The organism is Pseudomonas imperatae (genome assembly GCF_057128625.1).
This window is the reverse complement of sequence record NZ_JBSKHP010000001.1, coordinates 41058-64258: the sequence shown is the minus strand read 5'-3', so window position 1 is coordinate 64258 and position 23201 is coordinate 41058. Positions and strand designations below refer to the sequence as shown.

The following is a 23201-nucleotide window of genomic DNA, read 5'->3' as shown; positions in this document are numbered from 1 at the left end:
TAACAACACATAAAGGCACGTGTTGCCCGTGACGCGGCCAGGCGCCCGATCTGCGTAGCAGCTGCCGAAGGCTGCGTCCGGCGAAGGACCTGCGTTGCCTGGGGACGCGGCCTGCGGCCGCTGCTACGGGAGGTGGGGGGTTGAGCGTTGGACCAGTGCCTGGACGTCGAGGCCGCGCGGCAGCGCGCCGTAGGCGCGGCCGCCGCCGCTCAGGCGGCTGGCGATGAAGGCGTCGCTGACCAGCGCATTGCCTGCCTCCAGCAACAGCTTGGCCTGCACCGCCAGGGCGATGTCCTCGGTGAGCTGGCGGGCGCGGTACTGGATGTCGCTGGTGTCCTGGAACGCCGCTTTCAACCCGCCGATGTGCGCCGCCAGGCGACGGTCGCCATGGCCATCACCCAGCTCGGCGAACAGGGCATCGAGCACGCCCGGTTCCTTGGACAGGGCGCGCAGCACGTCCAGGCACTGGACATTGCCCGAGCCTTCCCAGGTGGAGTTGACCGGCGCCTCGCGGTACAGCCGCGGCAGGATGCTGTCCTCGACATAGCCGGCGCCGCCCATGCACTCGGCGGCCTCGTTGATCATGGCCGGGGCGCGCTTGCAGATCCAATACTTGCCCACTGCCGTCATCAGCCGGGCGAAGCGTGCCTGGTGGCCGTCATCCAGATGGTCCAGGGCCTGGCCCATGCGCAGGCTCAGCGCCAGCGCCGCCTCGCTTTCCAGCGCCAGGTCGGCCAGCACGTTCTGCATCAACGGCTGCTCGGCCAGCACTCGGCCGCCCACCTGGCGATGGGCGCAATGGTGCGCGGCCTGGGTCAGCGCCTGGCGCATCAGCGCGCTGGAGCCGACCATGCAATCGAAGCGGGTCATGGCCACCATCTCGATGATGGTCGGCACGCCGCGGCCCTCCTCGCCCACCATCCAGGCCAGGGCGCCACGGAACTCGACTTCGCTGGAGGCGTTGGAGCAGTTGCCCAGCTTGTTCTTCAGGCGCTGGATGTAGAACTCGTTGCGGGTGTCATCCGGGCGGTGGCGCGGCAGCAGGAAGCAGGTCAGGCCCTTGTCGGTCTGGGCCAGGGTCAGGAAGGCGTCGCACATGGGCGCCGAGCAGAACCACTTGTGCCCCACCAGTTCATAGGCCTGGCCCGGCCCCGGGGCGCCCACGGGGAAGGCGCGGGTGGTGTTGGCGCGCACGTCGGTGCCGCCCTGTTTCTCGGTCATGGCCATGCCCAGGGTGACCCCGGCCTTGTGCGCCATGCCGACGTTGCGCGGGTCGTACTCGGTGGCCAGCACCTTGGGCAGCCACTGCTCGGCCAGGCCCGGTTGCAGGCGCAGCGCCGGCACGCTGGCGAAGGTCATGGTCAGCGGGCAGCCACTGCCGGCCTCGGCCTGGGTGTGCAGGTAGGTCATGGCGGCGCGCGCCACGTGGGCGCCGGGGCGCGGATCGGTCCAGGGCAGGGACGGCAAGCCGTGCTCGACGGCCGCGCGCATCAGCTCGTGATAAGCGGGATGGAATTCCACCAGGTCGATACGGTGGCCGTAGCGGTCGTGGCTGCTGAACACCGGCTTGTTCTGGTTCGCCAGGAACCCCGCCGCCATCAGCGGCCCACCGGCCAGGGCACCGTAGGCGTCGATGCGCGCCTCGGCCCAGCCGCCACCGAAGCGCTTGGCCCAGGCCTGCAGCGGCAGGTCGATGCGCCACAGGTTGGCGCCATCCAGGGGCGGCGGCTGGTTGCTGACTTCGTGGGTTTCGGCGAACTGGTGCAGGTTCATGGCGGGCTCCTGGGGCAGGTTCATACCCCAGTGAATCACGCTACCCGCCCCTGTCAAAGCGACATATCGGCCTAAATGTCGGCGCTTTCGCCCTGCACCTTGACCAGCAACCAGCGGTGCAAGGTGGCTTGCAGCTCTTCGAAACGCACCGGCCGGTTCAGGCAATCGCTCATCCCAGCCTCCAGGCAACGCTCCCGTTCCTGGCGCTGGCCCACCACCGCCAGCACCGGCAGGCGTGCGCAACCGGGCAGTTCGCGCAGGCGCCGGCAGGTAGCGAAGGCGTCGGTGAGCGGCGTCTGGCAGTCCAGCAGCACGGCGTCGAACCGCTCGCGGTGCAACAGCTCCAGCGCGGTAATGCCATCGTCGGCCGTGCGCACGCGGTAGCCCAGCTTGAGCAGCATGCCGCGGATCACCAGCTGGTTGATGCTGTTGTCATCCACCAGCAGCACCGTGCAGTCGTGGGGCGAGCGCTGGGTGCGCTGGTGCTCGGTACGCGGCCCGGCCGGGGTTGGCCCCAGGTCGTCCACCAGGCCCAACTGCACGTGCAGCTCGAACCAGCTGCCGCGCCCCGGTTCGGAGTGATGGCTGAGTTCGCCGCCCATCAGGTCGGCCAGTTGCCGGCAGATCGCCAGGCCAATGCCCAGGCCGCCGTATTCACGGGTCATGGAGCCGTCGACCTGGAAGAACCGCTGGTACAGGGTAGCATCGGCCAGTTGGCTGAAGCCGATGCCGGTGTCGCTGACCTTGAAGCTCAGCGCCAGGCCGTCCGCCGTGCGCTCGCCCACGCGCACCCGCAGCCCCACCGAGCCCTGGCGGGTGAATTTGACGGCGTTGTCCAGCAGGCAACCCAGGCACAGCGCCAGCTTCTTCGAGTCGCCCTGCAGGCGCTCGGGCAGGTCGCTGTCGGTTTCCACCGAGAACGCCAGGTGCTTGGCCTGGGCGGCCCGGCCGAATTGCATCTGCAGGCCGTCGAGCAGGGCCTGCACACCGAACGGTTCGTGGCGCGGGTAAAGCTTGCCGGCCTGCAGTTCGGTGAGGATGAGGATGTCGTCGACCATGCGCATCATGTCCCGCGCCGAGCCGGCCGCGGTCTGCTGGTACTGCTCGAGTTCGGTGTCCATGGGCACGGTCTGCATCAGCTCCAGCGAGCCGATCACACCGTTCATGGGCGTGCGCAGCTCGTGGGTGACAGTGGCCAGGAACTCGTCCTTGAGGCGGTTGCTGTTGGCCAGTTGCTGGTTGAGCAGTTCCAGCTTCTGCCCCGCTTCCAGCAGCACTCGCGCCTGTTGCTCGCGCATGGAGTTGATGCGGTCGGCCAGGGCCAGGGACAGCAGCCCCACCTCCAGCGCCGAGCCGATCTGGCTGGCGTACATGGTGATGAAGACGTTGGGCAGGTAGCCCAGCACCATCAGGGTGTTGACGATGCCGCCGGCCAGGAACGCGGTCCAGGCAATGATGAAATAGCGCGCCAGGCGCAGGCCGCGCCACCAGGCGATCAGGCCGGCGCTGAAGATCACCACGGTGAACACCAGCGCCAGCGCCGTGGCCAGGCGCAAGGCCATGCCGTAGGTGGCGGTCAGCGACAGCATCATCGTCACCACGCCCACGCCCATCAGCACCATCAGCAGGCGGTCGAGCCAGCGGCTGTGTTCGGCGGTCTGCAGGAAGCTGCGGGCGAACTGGCTGCCGAACAGCGCGGCCGAGCCGATCAGGAACGGCGTGGCGGCGTTGGCCCACCAGGGGTTCTCGGGCCAGAAATACTGCACCCCGGCACCGTTCACCGACACCTGGTACAGGCCGAAGGAGGCGATATAGAGGATGTAGTAGAGGTAGCTGCGGTCGCGCACGCTCAGGTAGATGAACAGGTTGTAGACCAGCATCCCCAGCAGCACACCGTAGATCAGGCCCAGCACATACAGACGGGTGGGCTGATCTTCAAGGTAAGCGGTATAGGACCACAGGTTCAGCGGCGCCTGCACCGAGCCTTCGCTGTGAATGCGCAGGTAGGCGGTGGTGGTCTGGTTGGCCGGGAACGGAATGGCGAACACGTAGTTGTTCTGCTTGATCTCGCGCACCGAGTACGGCAGCTCGTCGCCCGTGCTCTGGGTCAGGCGGAACTTGCCGTTGGGGTCGGCCAGGAACAGTTCGATGCTGTCCATGGGCGGGTAGGCCAGCTCCAGCAGCCAGTTGCCCACGGCCTCGGGGTCCTTGGGCACGTAGCGCAGGTCCACGCGCAGCCAGAACACCGAGCGCGAGTAGCCGGCGTTGAGCACGGCTTCGCTTTGCCGATGAAAACGATCGGCAAAGGCCGCGGACGAAACCTGCTCGATGCTGGCCGAGCCATCAACATCTTCATAGACTTGCATCACGTGCCCCAGGGGAAGGGTGCGCGTGGACTCGTCAAAATCGAGCGCGCAGGCCAGCAGCGGTAGCCAGCCCACCAGTAGAATCAGGAAATAGCGCATACAGCCCCAGCGTAGCCTGTCCGAGCGCGTCAGGAAGCCCCCATTCCCTTTGAGACGACGTCGTCCGGCAGTGCCTGTTATCGGTTTCGAAGCACTCTAGCATAGCTTCTTGCCACTAGCGCAGCGGCTGTAAAAAATTGTATCGAAGGCTCTAGGTCGGCGCTTTCAGCCAACACCAGGAAAAACTGCCTGACTATTGCGACAAAAAAACAGCCGATGCCGCCCGGTCCCGGCAAAAGCGTTTGGTGGTAAGCTCGCGCACCATGAATATCTATAGCTCCCGCCCCGTTGTCCTCTGTCTCTCCGGCCACGACCCCAGTGGCGGCGCCGGCCTGCAGGCAGATATCGAAGCCCTGATCGCCCAAGGTTGCCACGCCGCCCCGGCCGTGACCGCCCTGACCGTGCAGGACACTGTCAATGTCACCGACTTCCGCGTGCTCGACCGCGAGTGGGTACTGGCCCAGGCCAATGCCGTGCTCAACGACTCCGAGGTGGCCGCGGTCAAGCTGGGCATGCTCGGCTCGCTGGAAATGGTCGACACCGTGGTCGAGCTGCTCAGCCAGCACCCGCACCTGCCGATGGTCTGCGATCCGGTGTTGCGCGCCGGTGGCGGCGGCCGCCTGGGCAAGGACGAGGTCGGCTACGCCATGCGCGAGCGCCTGTTGCCCCTGGCCATCATCGCTACCCCTAACCTCCCCGAAGCTCGCATCCTGGCCGAACTGCCCGAAGGCAGCGCCGACGAATGCGCGGAAAAACTGCTGCCCTACGTGCGCCACCTGCTGATCACCGGCGGCCACGGTGACGAAACCGAAATCCACAACCGCCTGTACAGCCGTGACGGCCGCCGCCAGACCTTCATCTGCCAGCGCCTGCCCGGCAGCTATCATGGTTCGGGCTGCACCCTGGCCAGCGCCCTGGCCGGCCGCCTGGCCCTGGGCGAGCAACTGGAGAGCGCCGTGCAGTCGGCCCTCGATTACACCTGGCGCACCCTGCGTGACGCCGAGCAGCTCGGCAAGGGCCAGTACGTGCCCCGCCGCCTGCCACTGGATTTCTGCTCGTAACGCCGCGCCATAGAGGTAAGTGTGATGAAACTACGTGGCCTTTACGCCATTACCGACAGCAAGCTGCTGGCCGGCCGTTTCCTTGACTACGTCAAGGCGGCCCTGGACGGCGGCGTGCTGCTGCTGCAATACCGCGACAAGAGCACCGACGAGGCCCGCCGCCTGCGCGAGGCCGAGGCGCTGCGCAAGCTGTGCGAACCGTACAAGACCCAGCTGATCATCAACGATGACGCCGAGCTGGCCGCCCGCCTGGGCGTGGGCGTGCACCTTGGCCAGACCGACGGCCCGCTGACCCCGGCGCGTGCGCTGCTGGGCCGCAACGCCATCATCGGTTCCACCTGCCATGGCCGCCTCGACCTGGCTGAACAAGCTGCCCGCGAAGGCGCCAGCTACGTGGCCTTCGGCGCCTTCTTCGACTCCAGCACCAAGCCCGACGCCGGCCTGGTGCCCCTGGACACCCTCAGCCAGGCCCGCGCCCAGTTCAAGCTGCCGATCTGCGCGATCGGCGGCATCACCCTGGCCAACGCCCCGCAACTTCTGGAACAGGGCGCCGACCTGCTGGCCGTGGTCAATGCCCTGTTTGGCGCCGACACCGCCCAGGAAGTGACCGCTCGCGCCCGCGCGTTCAACGCCCTGTTCGAATCCGCCTGATTAACGAGACCCTGATTATGTCCCGCTCCGAAACGCTGTTTGCCAACGCCCAGAAACACATCCCCGGTGGCGTCAACTCGCCCGTGCGTGCCTTCAAGAGCGTGGGCGGCACGCCGCTGTTCTTCAAGCACGCCGCCGGCGCCTACGTCACCGACGAAGACGACAAGCGCTACGTGGACTACGTGGGCTCCTGGGGCCCGATGATCCTGGGCCACAGCCACCCCGACGTGCTGGACGCGGTGCGCAAGCAGCTGGAGCACGGCCTGTCGTACGGCGCGCCGACCGAGATGGAAACCCAGATGGCCGACCTGGTCTGCTCGCTGGTGCCGTCCATGGAAATGGTGCGCATGGTCAGCTCGGGCACCGAGGCCACCATGAGCGCCATTCGCCTGGCCCGTGGCTTCACCGGCCGCGACAGCATCATCAAGTTCGAAGGCTGCTACCACGGCCACTCCGACAGCCTGCTGGTAAAAGCCGGCTCCGGCGCCCTGACCCTGGGCGTGCCAAGCTCGCCGGGCGTGCCCGCGGCCTTCGCCAAGCACACCCTGACCCTGCCGTTCAACAACCTGCAGGCCGTGGCCGAAATGCTGGCTGAAGTGGGCGAGGAAGTGGCGTGCATCATCGTCGAGCCGGTGGCCGGCAACATGAACTGCGTGCCGCCTGCGCCAGGCTACCTGCAAGGCCTGCGCGAGCTGTGCACCCAGCACGGCGTGGTGCTGATCTTCGACGAAGTGATGACCGGCTTCCGCGTGGCCCTGGGCGGCGCCCAGGCTTACTACGGCGTCACCCCGGACCTGAGCACCTTCGGCAAGATCATTGGCGGCGGCATGCCCGTGGGCTGCTTCGGCGGCAAGCGCGAGATCATGTCGCACATCGCACCGCTGGGCCCGGTGTACCAGGCTGGCACCCTGTCGGGCAACCCGCTGGCCATGGCCGCAGGCCTGACCACCCTGAATCTGATCAGCCGCCCCGGCTTCCATGACGAGCTGAGCGACTACACCACCCGCCTGCTCGACGGCCTGCAGCAGCGCGCCGACGCCGCCGGCATCCCGTTCGTGACCACCCAGGCGGGCGGCATGTTCGGCCTCTACTTCAGCGGCGCCGACGACATCGTCACCTTCGAAGACGTGATGAGCAGCGACGCCGAGCGCTTCAAGCGCTTCTTCCACCTGATGCTGGAAGGCGGCGTGTACCTGGCGCCAAGCGCGTTCGAGGCGGGCTTCACCTCCATCGCCCATGGCGATGCCGAGCTTAAAATCACCCTGGATGCGGCCGAGCGCGCCTTCGCAGCGTTGAAATAAGAACGTTGTGGGAGCTGGCTTGCCAGCGAGCTTTTGAGGCCCTGAAAAGCTCGCTGGCAAGCCAGCTCCCACACAGCGTTCCAGCTGTTACTTTTACTCAATCCCTACCCACAGAGCAGAAAAACGAGTAAAGACTTTGTAAGGACAGGCCGGCTTATTTCATAATGTGCCACCAGTCCTTGTTCTGGCCGGGTCCGCCCGTTTCCTGTTGAGGTAAGTCGATCCCCATGAACCGCACCGGCCGCGCCCTTGCCCTGGGCTGCCTGTTGCTTCTTCAGCCCCTGCTGGCCTCGGCAGGCGGCAATTCGCTGTTGATTCCGGCGATGGGTCGCTGCACGCTCAACACCCAGCCCCAGGACCTGCCACAGGCCCTGGCCAGCTGCCAGGCGGCCGCCAAGTCCGGCGACGCCCAGGCGCAATACGAGCTGGGGCAGTTCTACTACGACGGCACCGCCACCCCCCGCGACCTGAACCAGGCGCTCAATTACTTCGAGCAGGCCTCGCTGCAAGGCCATGCCGACGCGCAATACCACCTGGGCTTGATGTTCTTCCACGGCGAAGGCGTGCCGGCCAACAACGTGCAGGCCTACATTGTGCTGAAGATGGCCGCCGTGAACGGCCAGGAAGACGCCCTGGACAGCGCCGACGAGGTGGCCGCGCAGATGCCGCGCGACCAGCTGGAAATGGCCACCCAGGTGCTGGGGCAGATTTTCCGCAAATACCTGCTGGAACTGCAGACCGCCGACGGGCGCTCGCCCTTCTCGCCGCTGCCCTGAGCTGACGCCGTTACTTCTCCGGCATCGGCATGGGGAATGGCATCACGTTGCTGACGCCGCGGGCTTCGCTGATTTTCGGCGTGCCCAGGCGCTCCACTTCATCGATGCGCACGATCGAATGCATGGGCACGAAGCTGCGCACCACGCCCTCGAACTGGGCCTTGAGTTTTTCTTCGCTAGGGTCCACGACCACCTGGGTGCGCTCGCCAAAGACGAATTCCTCGATTTCCAGGAAGCCCCACAGATCACTCTGGAAGATCTGCTTGGCGTACATCTCGAACACCTGGCCCTGGTTGAGGAAAATCACTTTGTAGATTGGAGCTTCGCGTTTGGTCATCTTGGGTGGGTAACAGTCGGGGGTGGTAAAGAGGGCGAAAACTATAGCACAGGCGCCCGCCCGGCAATGCCAGGAACCCCGCTCGAAGATGAGCCGACCGATGGCAGGGCGGTTGTTACCGGGGTGGGCGCGTGCATTACATGACCACTGGACATCTGGGGCCTTTCGCCGCTGGCCTGCTGGGGTTATCCTTGAATCCAACTCAATTGCCGTCGGGCGGCTAAAAACGACCTTGAACGCACCCATAGAACCTCATCGCTTCATCCTCGAGCCCTTCGAGGCTCGCCGCTTCGCCAACCTCTGCGGGCAGTTCGACGAACACCTGCGCCTGATCGAACAACGTCTCGAGATCGAGATCCGCAACCGCGGCAACCAGTTCGAGCTGATTGGCGAACCCACGCACACCACCTCTGCCGAGCACCTGCTGCGTCGCCTGTACCGGGAGACCAAGGCCACCGAGCTGTCCCCGGACCTGGTGCACCTGTACCTGCAGGAGTCGGCCATCGAAGAGCTGGACAACCCGTCTTCCAACGAAGTGCCGGTGTCGTTGCGCACGCGCAAGGGCATGATTCGCCCGCGCGGGCTGAACCAGCAGCGCTACGTGAAGGAAATCCTGGGCAACGACATCAACTTCGGCATCGGCCCGGCCGGTACCGGCAAGACCTACCTGGCCGTGGCCTGCGCGGTCGACGCGCTGGAGCGCGAGCAGGTGCGCCGCATCCTGCTGGTGCGCCCCGCGGTCGAAGCCGGCGAGAAGTTGGGCTTCCTGCCCGGCGACCTGGCCCAGAAGATCGACCCGTACCTGCGCCCGCTCTACGACGCGCTGTACGAGATGCTGGGCTTCGAGCACGTGGCCAAGCTCATCGAGCGCCAGGTGATCGAGATCGCCCCGCTGGCCTACATGCGCGGTCGCACCCTGAACAACAGCTTCATCATCCTCGACGAAAGCCAGAACACCACCGTCGAACAGATGAAGATGTTCCTCACCCGCATCGGTTTCGGCTCTACCGCCGTGATCACCGGCGACATCACCCAGGTCGACCTGCCCAAGGGCACCAAGTCGGGCCTGGCGCACGTCATCGACGTGCTCGATGGCGTGCCAGGCATCAGCTTCACCCATTTCAAGCCCAAGGACGTGGTGCGCCATCCGCTGGTGCAGCGCATCGTCGAAGCCTACGAGCGCTTCGATGCCCGCCCGGTAGAAAAGGACAACGTGCGCAATGGTTGAACTGGACCTGCAGGTTGCCACCAATGACCCGGTGCCCAGCGAAACGCTCTTCCAGCAATGGTGCGAGACGGCGCTGGGCATGCGCAAGGGTGACTCGGAGCTGACCATCCGCCTGGTGGACGTGCCCGAAGGGCGCGAGCTGAACAACACCTACCGTCATAAAGATTACGCCACCAACGTCTTATCCTTCCCGGCAGACGTGCCTGACGACATGCTCGACATCCCGCTGCTCGGCGATCTGGTGATCTGCGTGGCGGTGGTGGAACGCGAAGCGGCCGAACAAGGCAAGTCGCTGGAAGCGCATTGGGCGCACCTGGTCATCCACGGCTGCCTGCACCTGCTTGGTTTCGACCATGAAGAGGACGAGGAAGCCGAGGAAATGGAAGCGCTGGAACGAGAGTTGCTTGCCAAACTGGGTCATCCCGACCCCTATGCAGACGACGATGAACACTAATATTCACCACCGAAACAGCAAGGATCACGAGAAAAGGGCCATGAGCGAAGATCGATCGAGCAACGGGCAGAAGTCATGGCTGGGTAAAATCACCCAGGCTTTTGCCCATGAGCCGAAAAACCGCCAGGAGCTGCTGGAGCTGCTGCGCGAAGCCCACCAGAACAAGCTGCTCGACAGCGAAGCGCTGACCATCGTCGAAGGCGCTATCCAGGTTGCCGACCTGCAAGTGCGCGACATCATGGTGCCGCGCTCGCAGATGATCAGCATCAAGTCGACCCAGACACCTCGCGAATTCCTGCCCGCGGTGATCGACGCCGCCCACTCGCGCTACCCGGTGATCGGTGACAGCCACGACGACGTGATCGGCGTGCTGCTGGCCAAGGACCTGCTGCCGTTGATCCTCAAGGAGAACGGCGACAACTTCAACATCAAGGACCTGCTGCGCCCGGCCACCTTCGTGCCCGAGTCCAAGCGCCTGAACGTGTTGCTGCGCGAGTTCCGCGCCAACCACAACCACATGGCCATCGTCATCGACGAATACGGCGGCGTGGCCGGGCTGGTGACGATCGAGGACGTGCTGGAGCAGATCGTCGGCGACATCGAGGACGAGCACGACGTGGAAGAGGACAGCTACATCAAGCCTCTGCCCAGCGGCGACTTCCTGATCAAGGCCCTGACGCCCATCGAAAACTTCAACGAGTTCTTCGACAGTGAGTTCTCCGACGACGAGTTCGACACCGTCGGTGGCCTGGTGATGAGCGCTTTCGGCCACCTGCCCAAGCGTAACGAGACCACGGAAATAGGTGCTTACCGCTTCCGCATTCTCAACGCCGACAGCCGCCGGATACACTTGCTGCGCCTGACCCCCATTTCCCGCTGAAAACGCATTAAGGATCAAGATGCGCTGGATCACCCGCCCCGGCTGGCCCGGTAACCTGCTGGCCGTGGCGGCCGGTGCCCTGACTCCCCTGGCGCTGGCGCCGTTCAACATCTGGCCGTTGTCACTGTTGTCGCTGGCGCTGCTGTACCTGGGCCTGCGCGGGCTCAGCCCGCGCCAGGCGTTCATGCGTGGCTGGGCCTACGGCTTCGGCCTGTTCGGCGCCGGCACCAGCTGGATCTACGTCAGCATTCACAACTTCGGCGGTGCCTCGGTGCTGCTGGCCGGCTTCCTGATGCTGCTGTTCAGCATTGCGGTGGCGCTGTTCTTCGCCCTGCCCACCTGGCTGTGGGCGCGCTGGCTGCGCCGCAACGAGGCGCCGCTGGCCGACGCCCTGGCCTTTGGCGCCCTGTGGGTGGCCCAGGAGGCCTTCCGCGGCTGGTTCCTGACCGGTTTCCCATGGCTGTACGCCGGTTATAGCCAACTTGACGGCCCCCTGGCCGGGCTGGCGCCGGTGGGTGGCATGTGGCTGATTTCCTTCGTGCTGGCCCTGACCGCAGCGCTGCTGTGCAACCTGCATCGCCTGCGCCAGCGCGCCTCCTTCCTGGTGGCCGGCATCGTCCTGCTGCTGGCCCCCTGGGGCATCGGCCTGGCGCTCAAGCATCACGCCTGGACCGAGCCCCTGGGCCAGCCGCTGAGCGTGGCGGCCGTGCAGGGCAACATCGAGCAGGAAATGAAATGGGACCCGGCCCAGGTCGACGCGCAGCTGGCGCTGTATCGCGACATGACCTTCACGGCGAAGAAGACCGACCTGATCATCTGGCCGGAAACCGCCGTGCCGGTGCTGATGGACAACGCCCAGGGCTACCTGGACATGATGGGCAACTTCGCCTCCAGCCATAACGCGGCGCTGATCACCGGCGTGCCGATCCGCCAGCAGGTGCGCCACCAGAACCAGTACTACAACGGCATCACCGTGGTGGGCCAGGGTGATGGCACCTACCTGAAGCAGAAGCTGGTGCCGTTCGGCGAATACGTGCCGTTGCAGGACCTGCTGCGCGGGCTGATCACCTTCTTCGACCTGCCTATGTCGGACTTCGCTCGTGGCCCGGCCGACCAGGCGCTGCTGCAGGCCAAGGGCTACCAGATCGCGCCGTTCATCTGCTACGAAGTGGTGTACCCCGAGTTTGCCGCGGGTGAAGCCGCCAAGGCCGATCTGCTGCTGACCATCAGCAACGACACCTGGTTCGGCACCTCCATCGGCCCGCTGCAGCACCTGCAGATGGCGCAGATGCGTGCCCTGGAGGCCGGCCGCTGGATGATCCGCGCCACCAACAACGGCGTCACCGCGCTGATCAACCCGTTCGGGCAGATCACCGCGCAGATCCCGCAGTTCCAGAAAGGCATCCTGTACGGCGACGTGGTGCCCATGCACCAGCTCACGCCGTACCTGCAGTGGCGCTCGTGGCCGCTGATCATCCTGTGCCTGGTGCTGTTCGGCTGGGCCCTGCTGGCCAGCCGGATCGCCAAGACGGTGTGATTGGGGCCTCGGCTCCCCCGTAGCAGCGGCCGAAGGCCGCGTCCAGGGCACCACGGCAGGGCCAGGACGCAGCCTTCGGCAGCTGCTACGGATTAACGGTAAAACAGGCGATACCCGACCAACCCCACCGCCTCGTTCAACAACTGCCCGCTCTGCCAGAACGCCTTGCCCTCGGGCATCCAGCCGCCCAGCGGGCGGGCGTTGTCGATGCCCAGGAAGCCCACCGGCGCGCTCACCACCTCAAGGCCCGCATGTTCGAAGCTCCAGCGCGCCCGCGGCATGTGCCAGGCCTGGGTGACTACCACCACGCGGTGGATGCCCTGGGCCTTGAGGATCTCGGCGCTCAGGGTGGCGTTTTCCCAGGTGGTGCGGCTGGCGCCTTCCTGCCAGCGGGTGGCCACGCCGAAATCATCGCGCAACGAGGTGGCCATGATGTACGCCTCGCTGGGCGGCGAGCCGTAGTGCAGGCCGCCGGAAGTGAGTATCGGCAAGCCCGAGGCCTTGGCCAGCCGGGCCGCGTAGCGCACGCGTTCGAGATTAACGCCGGTGGGCTGGTCTTCACCGCCCCAGGCCGGGTCGCCGCGCTCGCGGCCGGCGCCCAGGATCACGATGGCATCAGCGCGTTGGGCCAGCTGCGGCCATTGTTCAGCGGTAAGGGCCGGTTCCTGCTCCAGCCCGTGGGCGGCCAACTGCACCACCCGCGGCAGGCTCATCAGCCACAGCCCGGCCAGGCCCACCACGAAGCAGGCCAGGGCCAGGCGCGGCCGCGAGCGGCGCAGCCACCAGGCCAGCAGCAGGCACAGGAAAAGCACGCCAGGCGGCAGGAATAATTGTTTGATGAAGTAACGAAAAGGCATCGAGCATCTCCCAGGATGCCCGAAGCCTAAGGGTTAAGGCGCACGGCCTCAATCTGAATGTGTGTACGCAAGTCTCGCCGGCGGTCTGGGTGCATGAGCAGCGCCTCCGGTCTATTATTTGAACTGCGCGGCCCTTGCCTTGGCGCCGGTCTTTCTCGCGGTCTTGTCCTTGATCCACACCACATTGCTGGTGGCGGGCGCGGCGTCCCTGGGGTCACGCACCACGGCACCGGCATGCACGCCCACTGGCATGGAGTCCAGGTAGGCATTGATCAGTTCCACTTCCGCGCGGCTCAAGCCACGCAACTCGAGTTCGGCAGGCGCTTCGTTGCGCAAACGTACAGATGTGCGGGCAACGTCGAGGGCCAGGCCGAGACGATCGATCAGACGCTCGAACAGCTCCGGCTTCATAGCATTAACATGTGACTCAACCATCCGTTCACCTCATTGAAGATAAAACAGCTTCCCCATTGATGAGCTTAGCGGCGCAGGCGAAACCAGCCCGCTGCAGCGACCAACGGCCAATGCCTGCGGGGCTTTGCTGGCTTTTGGCCGGGTTGGATGGGCATGCCTGGATGCAATATGGGTTTCCCACCTTGAAGCGGGGTCATGTATGCTACGGCGTTTAAAGATCGCCACCGGATTGCCGGGTGTAGCGGATTTCACGCTGCCTGGATAAGGTCACCCATTTCTCAGCGCAAAGTAGCCATGCACGAACTCTATCAGCCCCGCGAAATCGAAGCCGCCGCCCAGTCGTTCTGGGACGAGCAAAAGTCCTTTGAAGTAAGTGAACAACCAGGCAAGGAGACCTACTACTGCCTGTCGATGTTCCCCTACCCCAGCGGCAAGCTACACATGGGGCACGTGCGCAACTACACCATCGGCGACGTGATCTCGCGTTACCACCGCATGCAGGGCAAGAACGTCCTGCAGCCGATGGGTTGGGACGCGTTCGGCATGCCGGCGGAAAACGCCGCCATGAAGAACAAGGTCGCGCCGGCCAAGTGGACCTACGAGAACATCGCCTACATGAAGACCCAGCTGAAAAGCCTGGGCCTGGCCATCGACTGGTCGCGCGAAGTCACCACCTGCAAGCCTGACTACTACCGTTGGGAGCAGTGGCTGTTCACCCGCCTGTTCGAAAAAGGCGTGATCTACCGCAAGAACGGCACCGTGAACTGGGACCCGGTCGACCAGACCGTGCTGGCCAACGAGCAGGTCATCGACGGCCGTGGCTGGCGTTCGGGCGCGCTGATCGAGAAGCGCGAAATCCCGATGTACTACTTCGCCATCACTGCCTACGCCGAAGAGCTGCTGGAAAGCCTGGACGAACTGACCGGCTGGCCCGAGCAGGTCAAGACCATGCAGCGCAACTGGATCGGCAAGTCGCGCGGCATGGAAGTGCAGTTCCCGTACCACCAGGCGTCGATCGGCGAAGCCGGCACCCTGAAAGTGTTCACCACCCGCCCCGACACCCTGATGGGCGCCACCTACGTGGCCGTGGCCGCCGAGCACCCGCTGGCCACCCTGGCCGCGCAGAACAACCCTGAGCTGCAGGCGTTCATCAACGAATGCAAGAGCGGCAGCGTCGCCGAAGCCGACGTCGCCACCCAGGAAAAGAAAGGCATGCCGACGTCGCTGTTCGTCGAGCACCCGCTGACCGGCGACAAGCTGCCAGTGTGGGTCGCCAATTACGTGCTGATGCACTACGGCGACGGCGCGGTCATGGCCGTGCCTGCGCACGACGAGCGTGACTTCGAGTTCGCCCACAAGTATGGCCTGCCGGTGAAGTCGGTAGTACGCACCAGCGCCGGCGACACCAACCCTGCCCCGTGGCAGGAAGCCTATGGCGAGCACGGCACGCTGATCAATTCCGGCGAATTCGACGGCCTGGACTTCGCTGGCGCATTCGACGCCATGGAAGTGGCGCTGATCAAGAAAGAGCTGGGCAAGTCGCGCACCCAGTTCCGCCTGCGCGACTGGGGCATCAGCCGCCAGCGCTACTGGGGCTGCCCGATCCCGATCATCCACTGCGACACCTGTGGCGACGTGCCGGTGCCCGAAGACCAGTTGCCGGTCAAGCTGCCCGAAGACGTGGTGCCGGACGGCGCCGGTTCGCCGTTGGCGCGCATGCCCGAGTTCTACGAGTGCAGCTGCCCGAAATGCGGCGCGCCGGCCAAGCGTGAAACCGACACCATGGACACCTTCGTGGAGTCGTCGTGGTACTACGCTCGCTACGCCTCGCCACAATACGAAGGCGGCATGGTCGACCCAGCTGCGGCCAACCACTGGCTACCGGTTGACCAGTACATTGGCGGTATCGAACACGCCATCCTGCACCTGCTGTACGCGCGCTTCTTCCACAAGCTGATGCGCGACGAAGGCCTGGTCAGCTCCAACGAGCCGTTCAAGAACCTGCTGACCCAGGGCATGGTGGTCGCCGAGACCTACTACCGCCTGGAAGATAACGGCGGCAAGACCTGGTTCAACCCGGCCGACGTCGAGCTTGAGCGCGACAGCAAGGCCAAGGTTATCAGCGCCAAGCTGATCAGCGACGGCCTGCCGGTGGAAATCGGCGGCACCGAGAAGATGTCGAAGTCGAAGAACAACGGCGTCGACCCGCAGTCCATGATCGACCAGTACGGCGCCGACACCTGCCGCCTGTTCATGATGTTCGCCTCGCCGCCCGACATGAGCCTGGAATGGTCCGACTCCGGCGTCGAAGGCTCGCACCGCTTCATGCGTCGCGTCTGGCGCCTGGCCCAGGCCCACGTGGCCCAGGGCCTGCCGGCCGCGCTGGACGTTGCCAGCCTGAATGACGAGCAGAAGGCTATCCGCCGTGCCACGCACCTGGCCATCCGCCAGGCCAGCCAGGATATCGGCCAGCACCACAAGTTCAACACCGCCATCGCCCAGGTGATGACCCTGATGAACGTGCTGGAAAAGGCCCCGCAGGCCACCGAGCAGGACCGTGCACTGATCCAGGAAGGCCTGGAGACCGTGACCCTGCTGCTGGCCCCGATCACCCCGCACATCTGCCACGAACTGTGGAATGCGCTGGGCCACGCCGGTGCCGTCATCGACGCCGGCTGGCCGGTGCTGGACGAAAGCGCCCTGGTACAGGACAGCCTGCAGCTGGTGATCCAGGTCAACGGCAAGCTGCGCGGCCAGATCGAGATGCCAGCCAGCGCCAGCCGCGAGGAAATCGAGGCGGCCGCCCGGGTCAACGAGAACGTGCTGCGCTTCATCGACGGCCTGACGATCCGCAAGGTCATCGTCGTGCCGGGGAAACTGGTCAATATCGTCGCCAGCTGATCGGATCAGCGCGCCCGGGCAACCGGGCGCCATTTACAGAGTCGGCCCACAAGGTTTCTAGGGAGCAACAAGATGATCAAACGCAATCTACTGGTTATGGGCCTGGCCGTGTTGCTGGGCGCCTGCGGTTTCCAGTTGCGCGGCACCGGCACCAGCGTGATGGCTCTCAAGGAGCTGAACATCACCGCGCGTGACGCCTACGGCCCTACCGTGACGCAACTGCGCAAGCAGATCGCCGCCAGCGGCGTGAAGGTCTACGACGGCGCCCCCTACAAGCTGGTGCTGAGCCGCGAGCAGGAAGACCAGCGCACCGCCAGCTATACCAGCGGTACGCGTTCGGCTGAGTACGAGCTGACCACCACCCTGAGCTATGACATCGTCGGCCACGAGAACCTGAACCTGCTCAGCGACAAGGTCGTGGTAGACAAGACCTACACCCAGGATGGCAACAACCTGGCGGGTTCCGACCAGGTCGCTCACGAGACTCGCGACGAGATGCGTCGTGAAATCGTCCAGCGCCTGATGCTGCGCCTGCAGCAGATCACCCCGCAGCAGCTGGACAAGCTGCAGGATGATGCCGAAGCCAAGGCCAAGGCCCTGGCCGAGCAGGAAGCCGAAGCGCAACGCATTCGTGACGCGACGCCGCAACAGTCGCCTGTCCAGATCCCTTCGAAGTAAAAGAGGAACGGGGCGCTCAGGCGCCCCTTCTTTCATCACCATGAAACTGACCCCCGCCCAACTCAACAAGCACCTGCAAGGCAGCCTCGCGCCGATCTACGTGATCAGCGGCGACGACCCGCTGCTGTGCCAGGAAGCCGCCGACGCGGTGCGCGCCGCTGCGCGCCAGCAAGGCTTCGATGAACGCCAGGTGTTCAGCGCTGACGCCAACTTCGACTGGGGCACCCTGCTGCAGGCTGGCGCCAGCCTGTCGCTGTTCGCCCAGCGCCGCCTACTGGAGCTGCGCCTGCCCTCGGGCAAGCCCGGTGACAAGGGCGCTGCGGCGCTGATCGAGTACTGCTCGCGCCCTGCCGAAGATACCCTGCTGCTGATCAGCCTGCCCAAGCTCGATGGCAGCGCGCAGAAGACCAAGTGGGGCAAGGCGCTGGTCGAAGGCCAGCAGACCCAGTTCGTGCAGATCTGGCCGGTGGACGCCAACCAGCTGCCGCAATGGATTCGCCAGCGCCTGTCCCAGGCTGGCCTGGCTGCGCAGCAGGATGCGGTGGAGCTGATTGCCGCCCGCGTGGAAGGCAACCTGCTGGCTGCCGCCCAGGAAATCGAGAAGCTCAAGCTGCTGGCCGAGAACAACCAGGTAACCCTGGAAACCGTGCAATCGGCGGTGGCCGACAGCGCGCGGTTCGACGTTTTCGGCCTGGTGGACGCGGTGCTGAACGGCGAGGCCGCCCATGCCTTGCGCATGCTCGAAGGGCTGCGTGGCGAAGGCGTGGAACCGCCGGTCATCCTCTGGGCCCTGGCCCGGGAGTTGCGCACGCTGGCCAACATCTCGCTGCAATACAGCCAGGGCACGCCACTGGACAAGGCCTTCAGCAGCGCCAAGCCGCCTGTGTGGGACAAGCGCCGCCCTTTGATGAGCAAGGCCCTGCAACGCCATTCGGCAAAACGCTGGGGCGAACTGCTGCAGGACGCCCAGCACATCGACGCGCAGATCAAGGGCCAGGCGCAGGGGTCGGTGTGGATCAGCCTGTCGCGGCTGTCGCTGTTGATGGCTGGCCAACGAACGGTGCTCCCCGCCCAATGATGAAACCCGTAGCAGCGGCCGCAGGCCGCGTCCCAGGCAACTCGGTACAAGCGCGGCGCCCAGGACGCGGCCTGCGGCCGCTGCTACGGTTGCATGGTGTGTGCAGAGGCGTATGATCGGCGCTCCAACCAAGGAGACCCGCCATGAGTAAAAAGCGCCCCAACAAGGCCAAGTCCATCATCGCCCAGCCCCTGTTCCGCAGCCGCCAGGAACGACCCACCAAGGGCAAGGGCAGCTACAAACGCGAAGCCTTCCAGTCGAAAAACTGGGAGGCTTCTCCTTTTGTGGCTGCCTGAAAAGCCCATTCACGCCGAACGTTGCCCCGCGCTACCCCTCCCCCCCTGCTCTCATGTTATGGTCCACACCTGAACCCGAAATACCTGGACCTGTGAATGCCTCTTCGTCGTCCCCAGCGTGTGCACATGCGTCACCTGCTCGCTGCTTCCGTTCTCGTTCTGCTGGGCGCTTGCGCTGAAAAGCCGACCGTCGCCGCCGATGCCCTGCCCGTCCCTGCCCAGAAAAGCTCGCCACAGGCCCCGTTGACCACGGCCGCGCCGGTGGATGCCGATGGCGTGGTGTTGCCCAGCGAAACCTTCACCCAGTGGGAAGACGGTTTCCGCCAGCAGGCCCTGCAGGCTGGCATTCGTCCGGATGTGTTCGACCGCGCCTTCGCCGGTGTTACCCCGGACCCGAGCGTGGTCAAGGCCGACCGCAGCCAGCCGGAGTTCACCCGGCCGGTGTGGGAATACCTGGATGGTGCCATCTCGCCGGTGCGCGTGCGCAAGGGCCAGGCGTTGATGAGCCAGTACGGCGACGTGCTGCAACGCATCGAGCAGCGCTATGGCGTGGACCGCCAGGCGCTGGTGGCGGTGTGGGGCATGGAGAGCAGCTTCGGCCAGTTCCAGGGTGACAAGTCAGTGATCCGCTCCCTGGCGACCCTGGCCTACGAAGGCCGCCGCCAGAGCTTCGCCCAGGACCAGTTGATTGCCGCGCTGCAGATCCTGCAGAACGGTGATATTCAACCAGAGGCGATGCTGGGCTCCTGGTCCGGCGCCATGGGCCAGACCCAATTCATCCCGTCCACCTACAACACCCACGCGGTGGACTTCGACGGCGATGGCCGCCGGGATATCTGGAACAGCGCGCCGGACGCCCTCGCCTCCACCGCCCACTACCTGCAAAGCTCCGGCTGGCAGCGTGGCCAGCCGTGGGGCTTTGAAGTGCAACTGGCGCCAGGCTTCGACTACGCCCAGGCCGACGGTACGCTGCGCAAGCCGGTGGGCGAATGGCTACAGATGGGCGTGAAGGTCACGCCGGGCACCCGCCTGCCCACCGGCAGCGAGCAACTGTCGGCGTCGCTGCTGTTGCCGGCGGGCTACCGTGGCCCGGCGTTCCTGGTGCTGGACAACTTCCGCGCCATCCTCAAGTACAACAACTCGTCGTCGTACGCGCTGGCGGTGAGCCTGCTGTCCCAGCGTTTCGATGGCGGTGGCTACGTGACCGGCGAATGGCCGCGCGATGACCTGCCGTTGAGCCGCACCGAGCGTATCGAGCTGCAGACGCTGCTGACCGCGAAGGGGTATGACGCCGGCACGCCGGACGGCATCATCGGCGCCAACACCCGCAAGTCGATCCGCCAGGCGCAGCAGGCGCTGGGCTGGCCGGCGGATGGGTATGCCAACCACAAGCTGCTGGATAGTTTGCGGGGTCAGTAAGCCCTGGACGCGGCCTGGCGGCCGCTGCTACGAGAGGGGTGTGGTCCAGCCACTACCGCACCACATCCTGCTCCAGCATCAGGGTCTTCTGGCCCGCGTCCAGGCGCACCTGGGCGCCTAGCGGCAAGGTCAGGTTCGGGTCGCAATGGCCACTGCGCCAACCCGCCAGCACCGGGATGCCCATCGGCTCGAACACCTCCTTGAGCAACGGCGTCAGCCGCGGCACGTCCAGCCCCGAGAAGTCGCCCACCAATACCCCGCGAAGGCCCTTGAAACGCCCAGCAAGGCGCAAGTGCGTGAGCAGCCGGTCAACCCTGTACAGGGGCTCGCCAACGTCCTCGATGAAGAGGATGGCGCCGTTCAGGTCGATTTCGTAGTCGGTGGCCAGGGTGGCACAGATCATCGACAGGTTGCCGCCGGTCAGGCGCCCGCTGGCCACGCCATGCTCGATGCAGGTCAGCGGGTGGGCCACCGGGTGCGCCAGCAGGTCACCGGCGCGCAGCTGGCCGCGCAGCAGGCGGCGCAGCGAGTCCTCGGTGGGCGCCTGGCGGTTGGCCAGCAGGTCCGAGGTAAGCATGGGGCCGTGGAAGGTGACGAAGTTGCAGTGCCGGGCGAACGCCAAGTGCAAGGCGGTGATGTCGCTGTAGCCGATGAAAGGCTTGGCGTGGCGGGCGATCAACTCGTAGTCGATGTGCTCCAGCAGCCGCGGGGTGCCGTAGCCACCGCGCAGGCAGATGATCGCGTCGTTCTCGGGGTCGGCGAAGGCGTCGTGCAGGTCCTGCACGCGCGCCTGGTCGCTGCCGGCCAGGTAGCCCTGGTGCTGCAGCACGCCAGGGTAGACCTTGAGCCGGTGGCCTCGGCTGGTGACCCAGCGTTCGGCGGCCTCGACACTGAAATCCTTGGGGCCGGCGGGCGCGATCAGGGCGATCTGCGCCTCGGTGGGTACCCTGCGCGGCAGGGTGGCAGCGGCTTGGTGTGTCATTCGATGGGCTCCTTGCGTGGATCGAAAGCGCCTACTTTAGAGCGTTCCCGGTGACAGAACAGCATAGCCGTGTAACCCCCTGTATCCCAATGTCATGGCCCATGAACAACAATGCCGGCCGCAGTTCGGTGAACTGCCGGCCGGCACGGGTGCTTCAGGCGTCGATCAGAGCTTGATCTTGGCCTCGTGCGCCTGCTGGTCGGCGTGGTACGAGGAACGTACCAGCGGGCCGGAGGCGACGTTCTTGAAGCCCATCTTGTAGCCTTCCTCGGCGAACCAGGCGAAGGTGTCCGGGTGCACGAAACGCTGCACCGGCAAGTGGCTGCGCGATGGTTGCAGGTACTGGCCCAGGGTGAGCATGTCGATGTTGTGCTCGCGCATGCGATGCATCACCTCGATCACTTCCTCGTCGGTCTCGCCCAGGCCCAGCATCAGGCCGGACTTGGTCGGCACATGCGGCACCAGTTCCTTGAACTTCTGCAGCAGGGTCAGCGACCACTGGTAGTCCGAACCCGGGCGCGCGGCCTTGTACAGGCGCGGCACGGTTTCCAGGTTGTGGTTGAACACATCCGGCGGCTCGGCGGCGGTGATGGCCAGCGCCACGTCCATGCGGCCGCGGTAGTCCGGCACCAGGGTTTCCAGCTGCACGCCCGGCGACAGCTTGCGGATCTCCCGCAGGCAGTCGGCGAAGTGCTGGGCACCGCCGTCGCGCAGGTCGTCGCGGTCCACCGAGGTAATGACCACGTACTTCAGGCGCAGGTCGGCGATGGCCACGGCCAGGTTCATCGGCTCGTCGGCATCCAGGGCTTTCGGACGGCCGTGGCCGACGTCGCAGAACGGGCAGCGACGGGTGCAGATGTCACCCATGATCATGAAGGTAGCGGTACCACCGGAGAAGCACTCGCCCAGGTTCGGGCAGGACGCTTCCTCGCACACGCTGTGCAGCTTGTGCTTGCGCAGCAGCTGCTTGATGCGGTCGACTTCCGGCGAAACCGGGATGCGCACGCGGATCCAGTCAGGCTTCTTCGGCAGTTCTTCGGTAGGGATGATCTTCACCGGAATACGCGCGACCTTCTCGGCACCACGCAGCTTCACGCCGGCCTCGACTTTTGGCCGGGGCGGGGTCACGTTGGTCACCGGGATCATGGATTGCACGGATTCAGCTGTGTCTTGCGCGGTAGTCATATCAATCGATTCCGCCCGTCAGGGTCGTCTGCTCAGCGTAGTCGAGGTGCTTGACGAGCTGCGCGCGCAGCCGGGCACCAACCTCGGCATATTCAATCTGGCCTGCATGATCGCACAACTGGGTCATCGCCAGCCCGGCATATCCGCAGGGGTTGATACGGCGGAACGGCGCCAGGTCCATGTCCACGTTCAAGGCCAGGCCATGAAAGGAACACCCGTTGCGGATCCGCAGGCCCAGCGAGGCGATCTTCGCACCCTGGACATACACACCGGGGGCATCGGCCTTGGCCGCCGCCGGTACACCATACTCGTCCAGCAGCGCGACGAGGGTCTGCTCGATGCGCGTGACCAGGTCACGCACGCCATAGCCCAGCCGTCGCACGTCCAGCAGCAGGTACGCCACCAACTGGCCGGGGCCGTGGTAGGTCACCTGGCCGCCACGGTCCACCTGCACCACCGGGATGTCGCCGGGCACCAGCAGGTGCTCGGCCTTGCCCGCCTGGCCCTGGGTGAACACCGCGGGGTGCTGCACCAGCCAGACCTCGTCCCCGGTGGCCGGGGTGCGCTGGTCGGTAAAACGTTGCATCGCGTGCCAGACCGGCTCGTAGGCCACAAGGCCCAGTTCGCGAAAGCCCAGGCACCGCGACATCAGAGCACCATTTTAACTACGCCGGTGGCACGCAGTTCGCTGTTGATGTTGTAGAGCTGGTCTTGCCCGGTGGCCAGGATGTGCAGCTGCAGCGTGGTGTACTTGCCATTGCTGCTCTGGCGTTCGGCGGTCTTGTCATGCTCGATGTCGGCGTGACGCGTGACAATTTCGATGACTTTGTCTTTGAAGCCCGCGCCGGTGTCACCGATTACTTTGATCGGATAATCGGCGCAAGGGAATTCGATTTTAGGAGCCTTGACTTCTGTGTCTGTCATAGCA

Annotated in this window: 22 protein-coding genes; 13 read left to right on the top strand and 9 right to left on the bottom strand. The window is 65.3% G+C overall.

Annotation, left to right across the window (positions count from 1 at the left end):
* Positions 1–123 precede the first annotated feature (123 nt).
* Together ACWKWX_RS00290 and ACWKWX_RS00285 are read right to left on the bottom strand one after the other, a co-directional pair.
* Positions 124–1773 (bottom strand): acyl-CoA dehydrogenase family protein, encoded by a 1650-nt coding sequence (locus ACWKWX_RS00290; protein WP_416427044.1) that lies wholly within the window; start codon positions 1771–1773, stop codon positions 124–126.
* Between the two features lie 71 nt (positions 1774–1844).
* The gene (locus tag ACWKWX_RS00285) at positions 1845–4238 is read right to left on the bottom strand and encodes a hybrid sensor histidine kinase/response regulator (protein WP_473004601.1); all 2394 of its coding nucleotides are present in this window, start codon (positions 4236–4238) and stop codon (positions 1845–1847) included.
* A 263-nt stretch (positions 4239–4501) separates the two neighbouring features.
* On the opposite strand from ACWKWX_RS00285, the gene ACWKWX_RS00280 reads away from it, so the two are divergent.
* The 4 genes from ACWKWX_RS00280 to ACWKWX_RS00265 all read left to right on the top strand — a co-directional run bounded on the left by ACWKWX_RS00280 (position 4502) and on the right by ACWKWX_RS00265 (position 8027).
* Entirely contained in the window at positions 4502–5299 is a 798-nt protein-coding gene (locus ACWKWX_RS00280) for a hydroxymethylpyrimidine/phosphomethylpyrimidine kinase (RefSeq protein ID WP_416427046.1), read from the top strand.
* A gap of 24 nt (positions 5300–5323) precedes the next feature.
* Positions 5324–5950 (top strand): thiamine phosphate synthase, encoded by a 627-nt coding sequence (gene thiE, locus ACWKWX_RS00275; RefSeq protein WP_416427047.1) that lies wholly within the window; start codon positions 5324–5326, stop codon positions 5948–5950.
* Between the two features lie 17 nt (positions 5951–5967).
* Positions 5968–7251, top strand: a complete 1284-nt coding sequence (gene hemL / locus ACWKWX_RS00270) for a glutamate-1-semialdehyde 2,1-aminomutase (RefSeq protein ID WP_416427048.1) — start codon at positions 5968–5970, stop codon at positions 7249–7251.
* Positions 7252–7478: 227 nt separating this feature from the next.
* Positions 7479–8027 (top strand): tetratricopeptide repeat protein, encoded by a 549-nt coding sequence (locus ACWKWX_RS00265; protein ID WP_416427049.1) that lies wholly within the window; start codon positions 7479–7481, stop codon positions 8025–8027.
* A gap of 10 nt (positions 8028–8037) precedes the next feature.
* Here the strand turns inward: ACWKWX_RS00265 and ACWKWX_RS00260 are convergent, their stop codons facing one another.
* Complete coding sequence (locus tag ACWKWX_RS00260; RefSeq protein WP_008374706.1) at positions 8038–8364, bottom strand: DUF1820 family protein; 327 nt, start codon at positions 8362–8364, stop codon at positions 8038–8040.
* Positions 8365–8596: 232 nt separating this feature from the next.
* Between ACWKWX_RS00260 and ACWKWX_RS00255 the strand changes: the two genes are divergently transcribed.
* Genes ACWKWX_RS00255 through lnt form a run of 4 tightly spaced genes read left to right on the top strand, consistent with a single transcriptional unit; the run spans position 8597 to position 12463 of the window.
* On the top strand, positions 8597–9592 hold the full coding sequence (locus ACWKWX_RS00255) for a PhoH family protein (protein ID WP_473004603.1): 996 nt from the start codon (positions 8597–8599) through the stop codon (positions 9590–9592).
* Positions 9585–10046, top strand: coding sequence for an rRNA maturation RNase YbeY (ybeY, locus tag ACWKWX_RS00250; RefSeq protein ID WP_416427051.1), 462 nt, complete (start codon positions 9585–9587; stop codon positions 10044–10046). Before ACWKWX_RS00255 ends, ybeY begins: the two co-directional genes overlap by 8 nt.
* A 40-nt stretch (positions 10047–10086) precedes the next feature.
* On the top strand, positions 10087–10926 hold the full coding sequence (locus ACWKWX_RS00245; RefSeq protein ID WP_416427052.1) for a CorC family transporter: 840 nt from the start codon (positions 10087–10089) through the stop codon (positions 10924–10926).
* Between the two features lie 19 nt (positions 10927–10945).
* Positions 10946–12463, top strand: coding sequence for an apolipoprotein N-acyltransferase (gene lnt / locus ACWKWX_RS00240; protein ID WP_416427053.1), 1518 nt, complete (start codon positions 10946–10948; stop codon positions 12461–12463).
* Between the two features lie 92 nt (positions 12464–12555).
* Here the strand turns inward: lnt and ACWKWX_RS00235 are convergent, their stop codons facing one another.
* Both ACWKWX_RS00235 and ACWKWX_RS00230 read right to left on the bottom strand, forming a co-directional pair.
* Entirely contained in the window at positions 12556–13320 is a 765-nt protein-coding gene (locus ACWKWX_RS00235; protein ID WP_416427054.1) for a YdcF family protein, read from the bottom strand.
* 114 nt (positions 13321–13434) lie between these two features.
* Positions 13435–13755 carry a hypothetical protein gene (locus tag ACWKWX_RS00230; protein WP_416427055.1) on the bottom strand — a complete coding sequence of 107 codons (321 nt, stop codon included), beginning with the start codon at positions 13753–13755 and terminating at the stop codon, positions 13435–13437.
* 273 nt (positions 13756–14028) lie between these two features.
* Between ACWKWX_RS00230 and leuS the strand changes: the two genes are divergently transcribed.
* From leuS to ACWKWX_RS00205, 5 genes are all read left to right on the top strand, one after another.
* Positions 14029–16635, top strand: coding sequence for a leucine--tRNA ligase (leuS, locus tag ACWKWX_RS00225; RefSeq protein WP_416427056.1), 2607 nt, complete (start codon positions 14029–14031; stop codon positions 16633–16635).
* 72 nt (positions 16636–16707) lie between these two features.
* Positions 16708–17313 (top strand): LPS-assembly lipoprotein LptE, encoded by a 606-nt coding sequence (locus ACWKWX_RS00220; protein WP_416427057.1) that lies wholly within the window; start codon positions 16708–16710, stop codon positions 17311–17313.
* A 40-nt stretch (positions 17314–17353) separates the two neighbouring features.
* Entirely contained in the window at positions 17354–18391 is a 1038-nt protein-coding gene (gene holA / locus ACWKWX_RS00215) for a DNA polymerase III subunit delta (RefSeq protein ID WP_416427058.1), read from the top strand.
* Between the two features lie 143 nt (positions 18392–18534).
* Positions 18535–18687 carry an alternative ribosome rescue factor ArfA gene (gene arfA, locus ACWKWX_RS00210; protein ID WP_483826775.1) on the top strand — a complete coding sequence of 51 codons (153 nt, stop codon included), beginning with the start codon at positions 18535–18537 and terminating at the stop codon, positions 18685–18687.
* 96 nt (positions 18688–18783) lie between these two features.
* Complete coding sequence (locus ACWKWX_RS00205) at positions 18784–20106, top strand: lytic murein transglycosylase (RefSeq protein ID WP_416427059.1); 1323 nt, start codon at positions 18784–18786, stop codon at positions 20104–20106.
* Positions 20107–20158: 52 nt separating this feature from the next.
* Here the strand turns inward: ACWKWX_RS00205 and ACWKWX_RS00200 are convergent, their stop codons facing one another.
* The 4 genes from ACWKWX_RS00200 to ACWKWX_RS00185 form a co-directional block, all read right to left on the bottom strand.
* Complete coding sequence (locus ACWKWX_RS00200) at positions 20159–21088, bottom strand: S66 peptidase family protein (RefSeq protein ID WP_483826774.1); 930 nt, start codon at positions 21086–21088, stop codon at positions 20159–20161.
* A gap of 165 nt (positions 21089–21253) precedes the next feature.
* Complete coding sequence (gene lipA, locus ACWKWX_RS00195; RefSeq protein WP_416427474.1) at positions 21254–22234, bottom strand: lipoyl synthase; 981 nt, start codon at positions 22232–22234, stop codon at positions 21254–21256.
* 40 nt (positions 22235–22274) lie between these two features.
* A complete protein-coding gene (lipB, locus tag ACWKWX_RS00190) occupies positions 22275–22922 on the bottom strand; it encodes a lipoyl(octanoyl) transferase LipB (protein ID WP_473004607.1) in 648 nt (215 codons plus the stop codon).
* Positions 22922–23197, bottom strand: a complete 276-nt coding sequence (locus tag ACWKWX_RS00185; RefSeq protein WP_027981082.1) for a DUF493 domain-containing protein — start codon at positions 23195–23197, stop codon at positions 22922–22924. The genes lipB and ACWKWX_RS00185 overlap by 1 nt, the downstream gene beginning before the upstream one ends.
* Between the last annotated feature and the right edge of the window lie 4 nt (positions 23198–23201).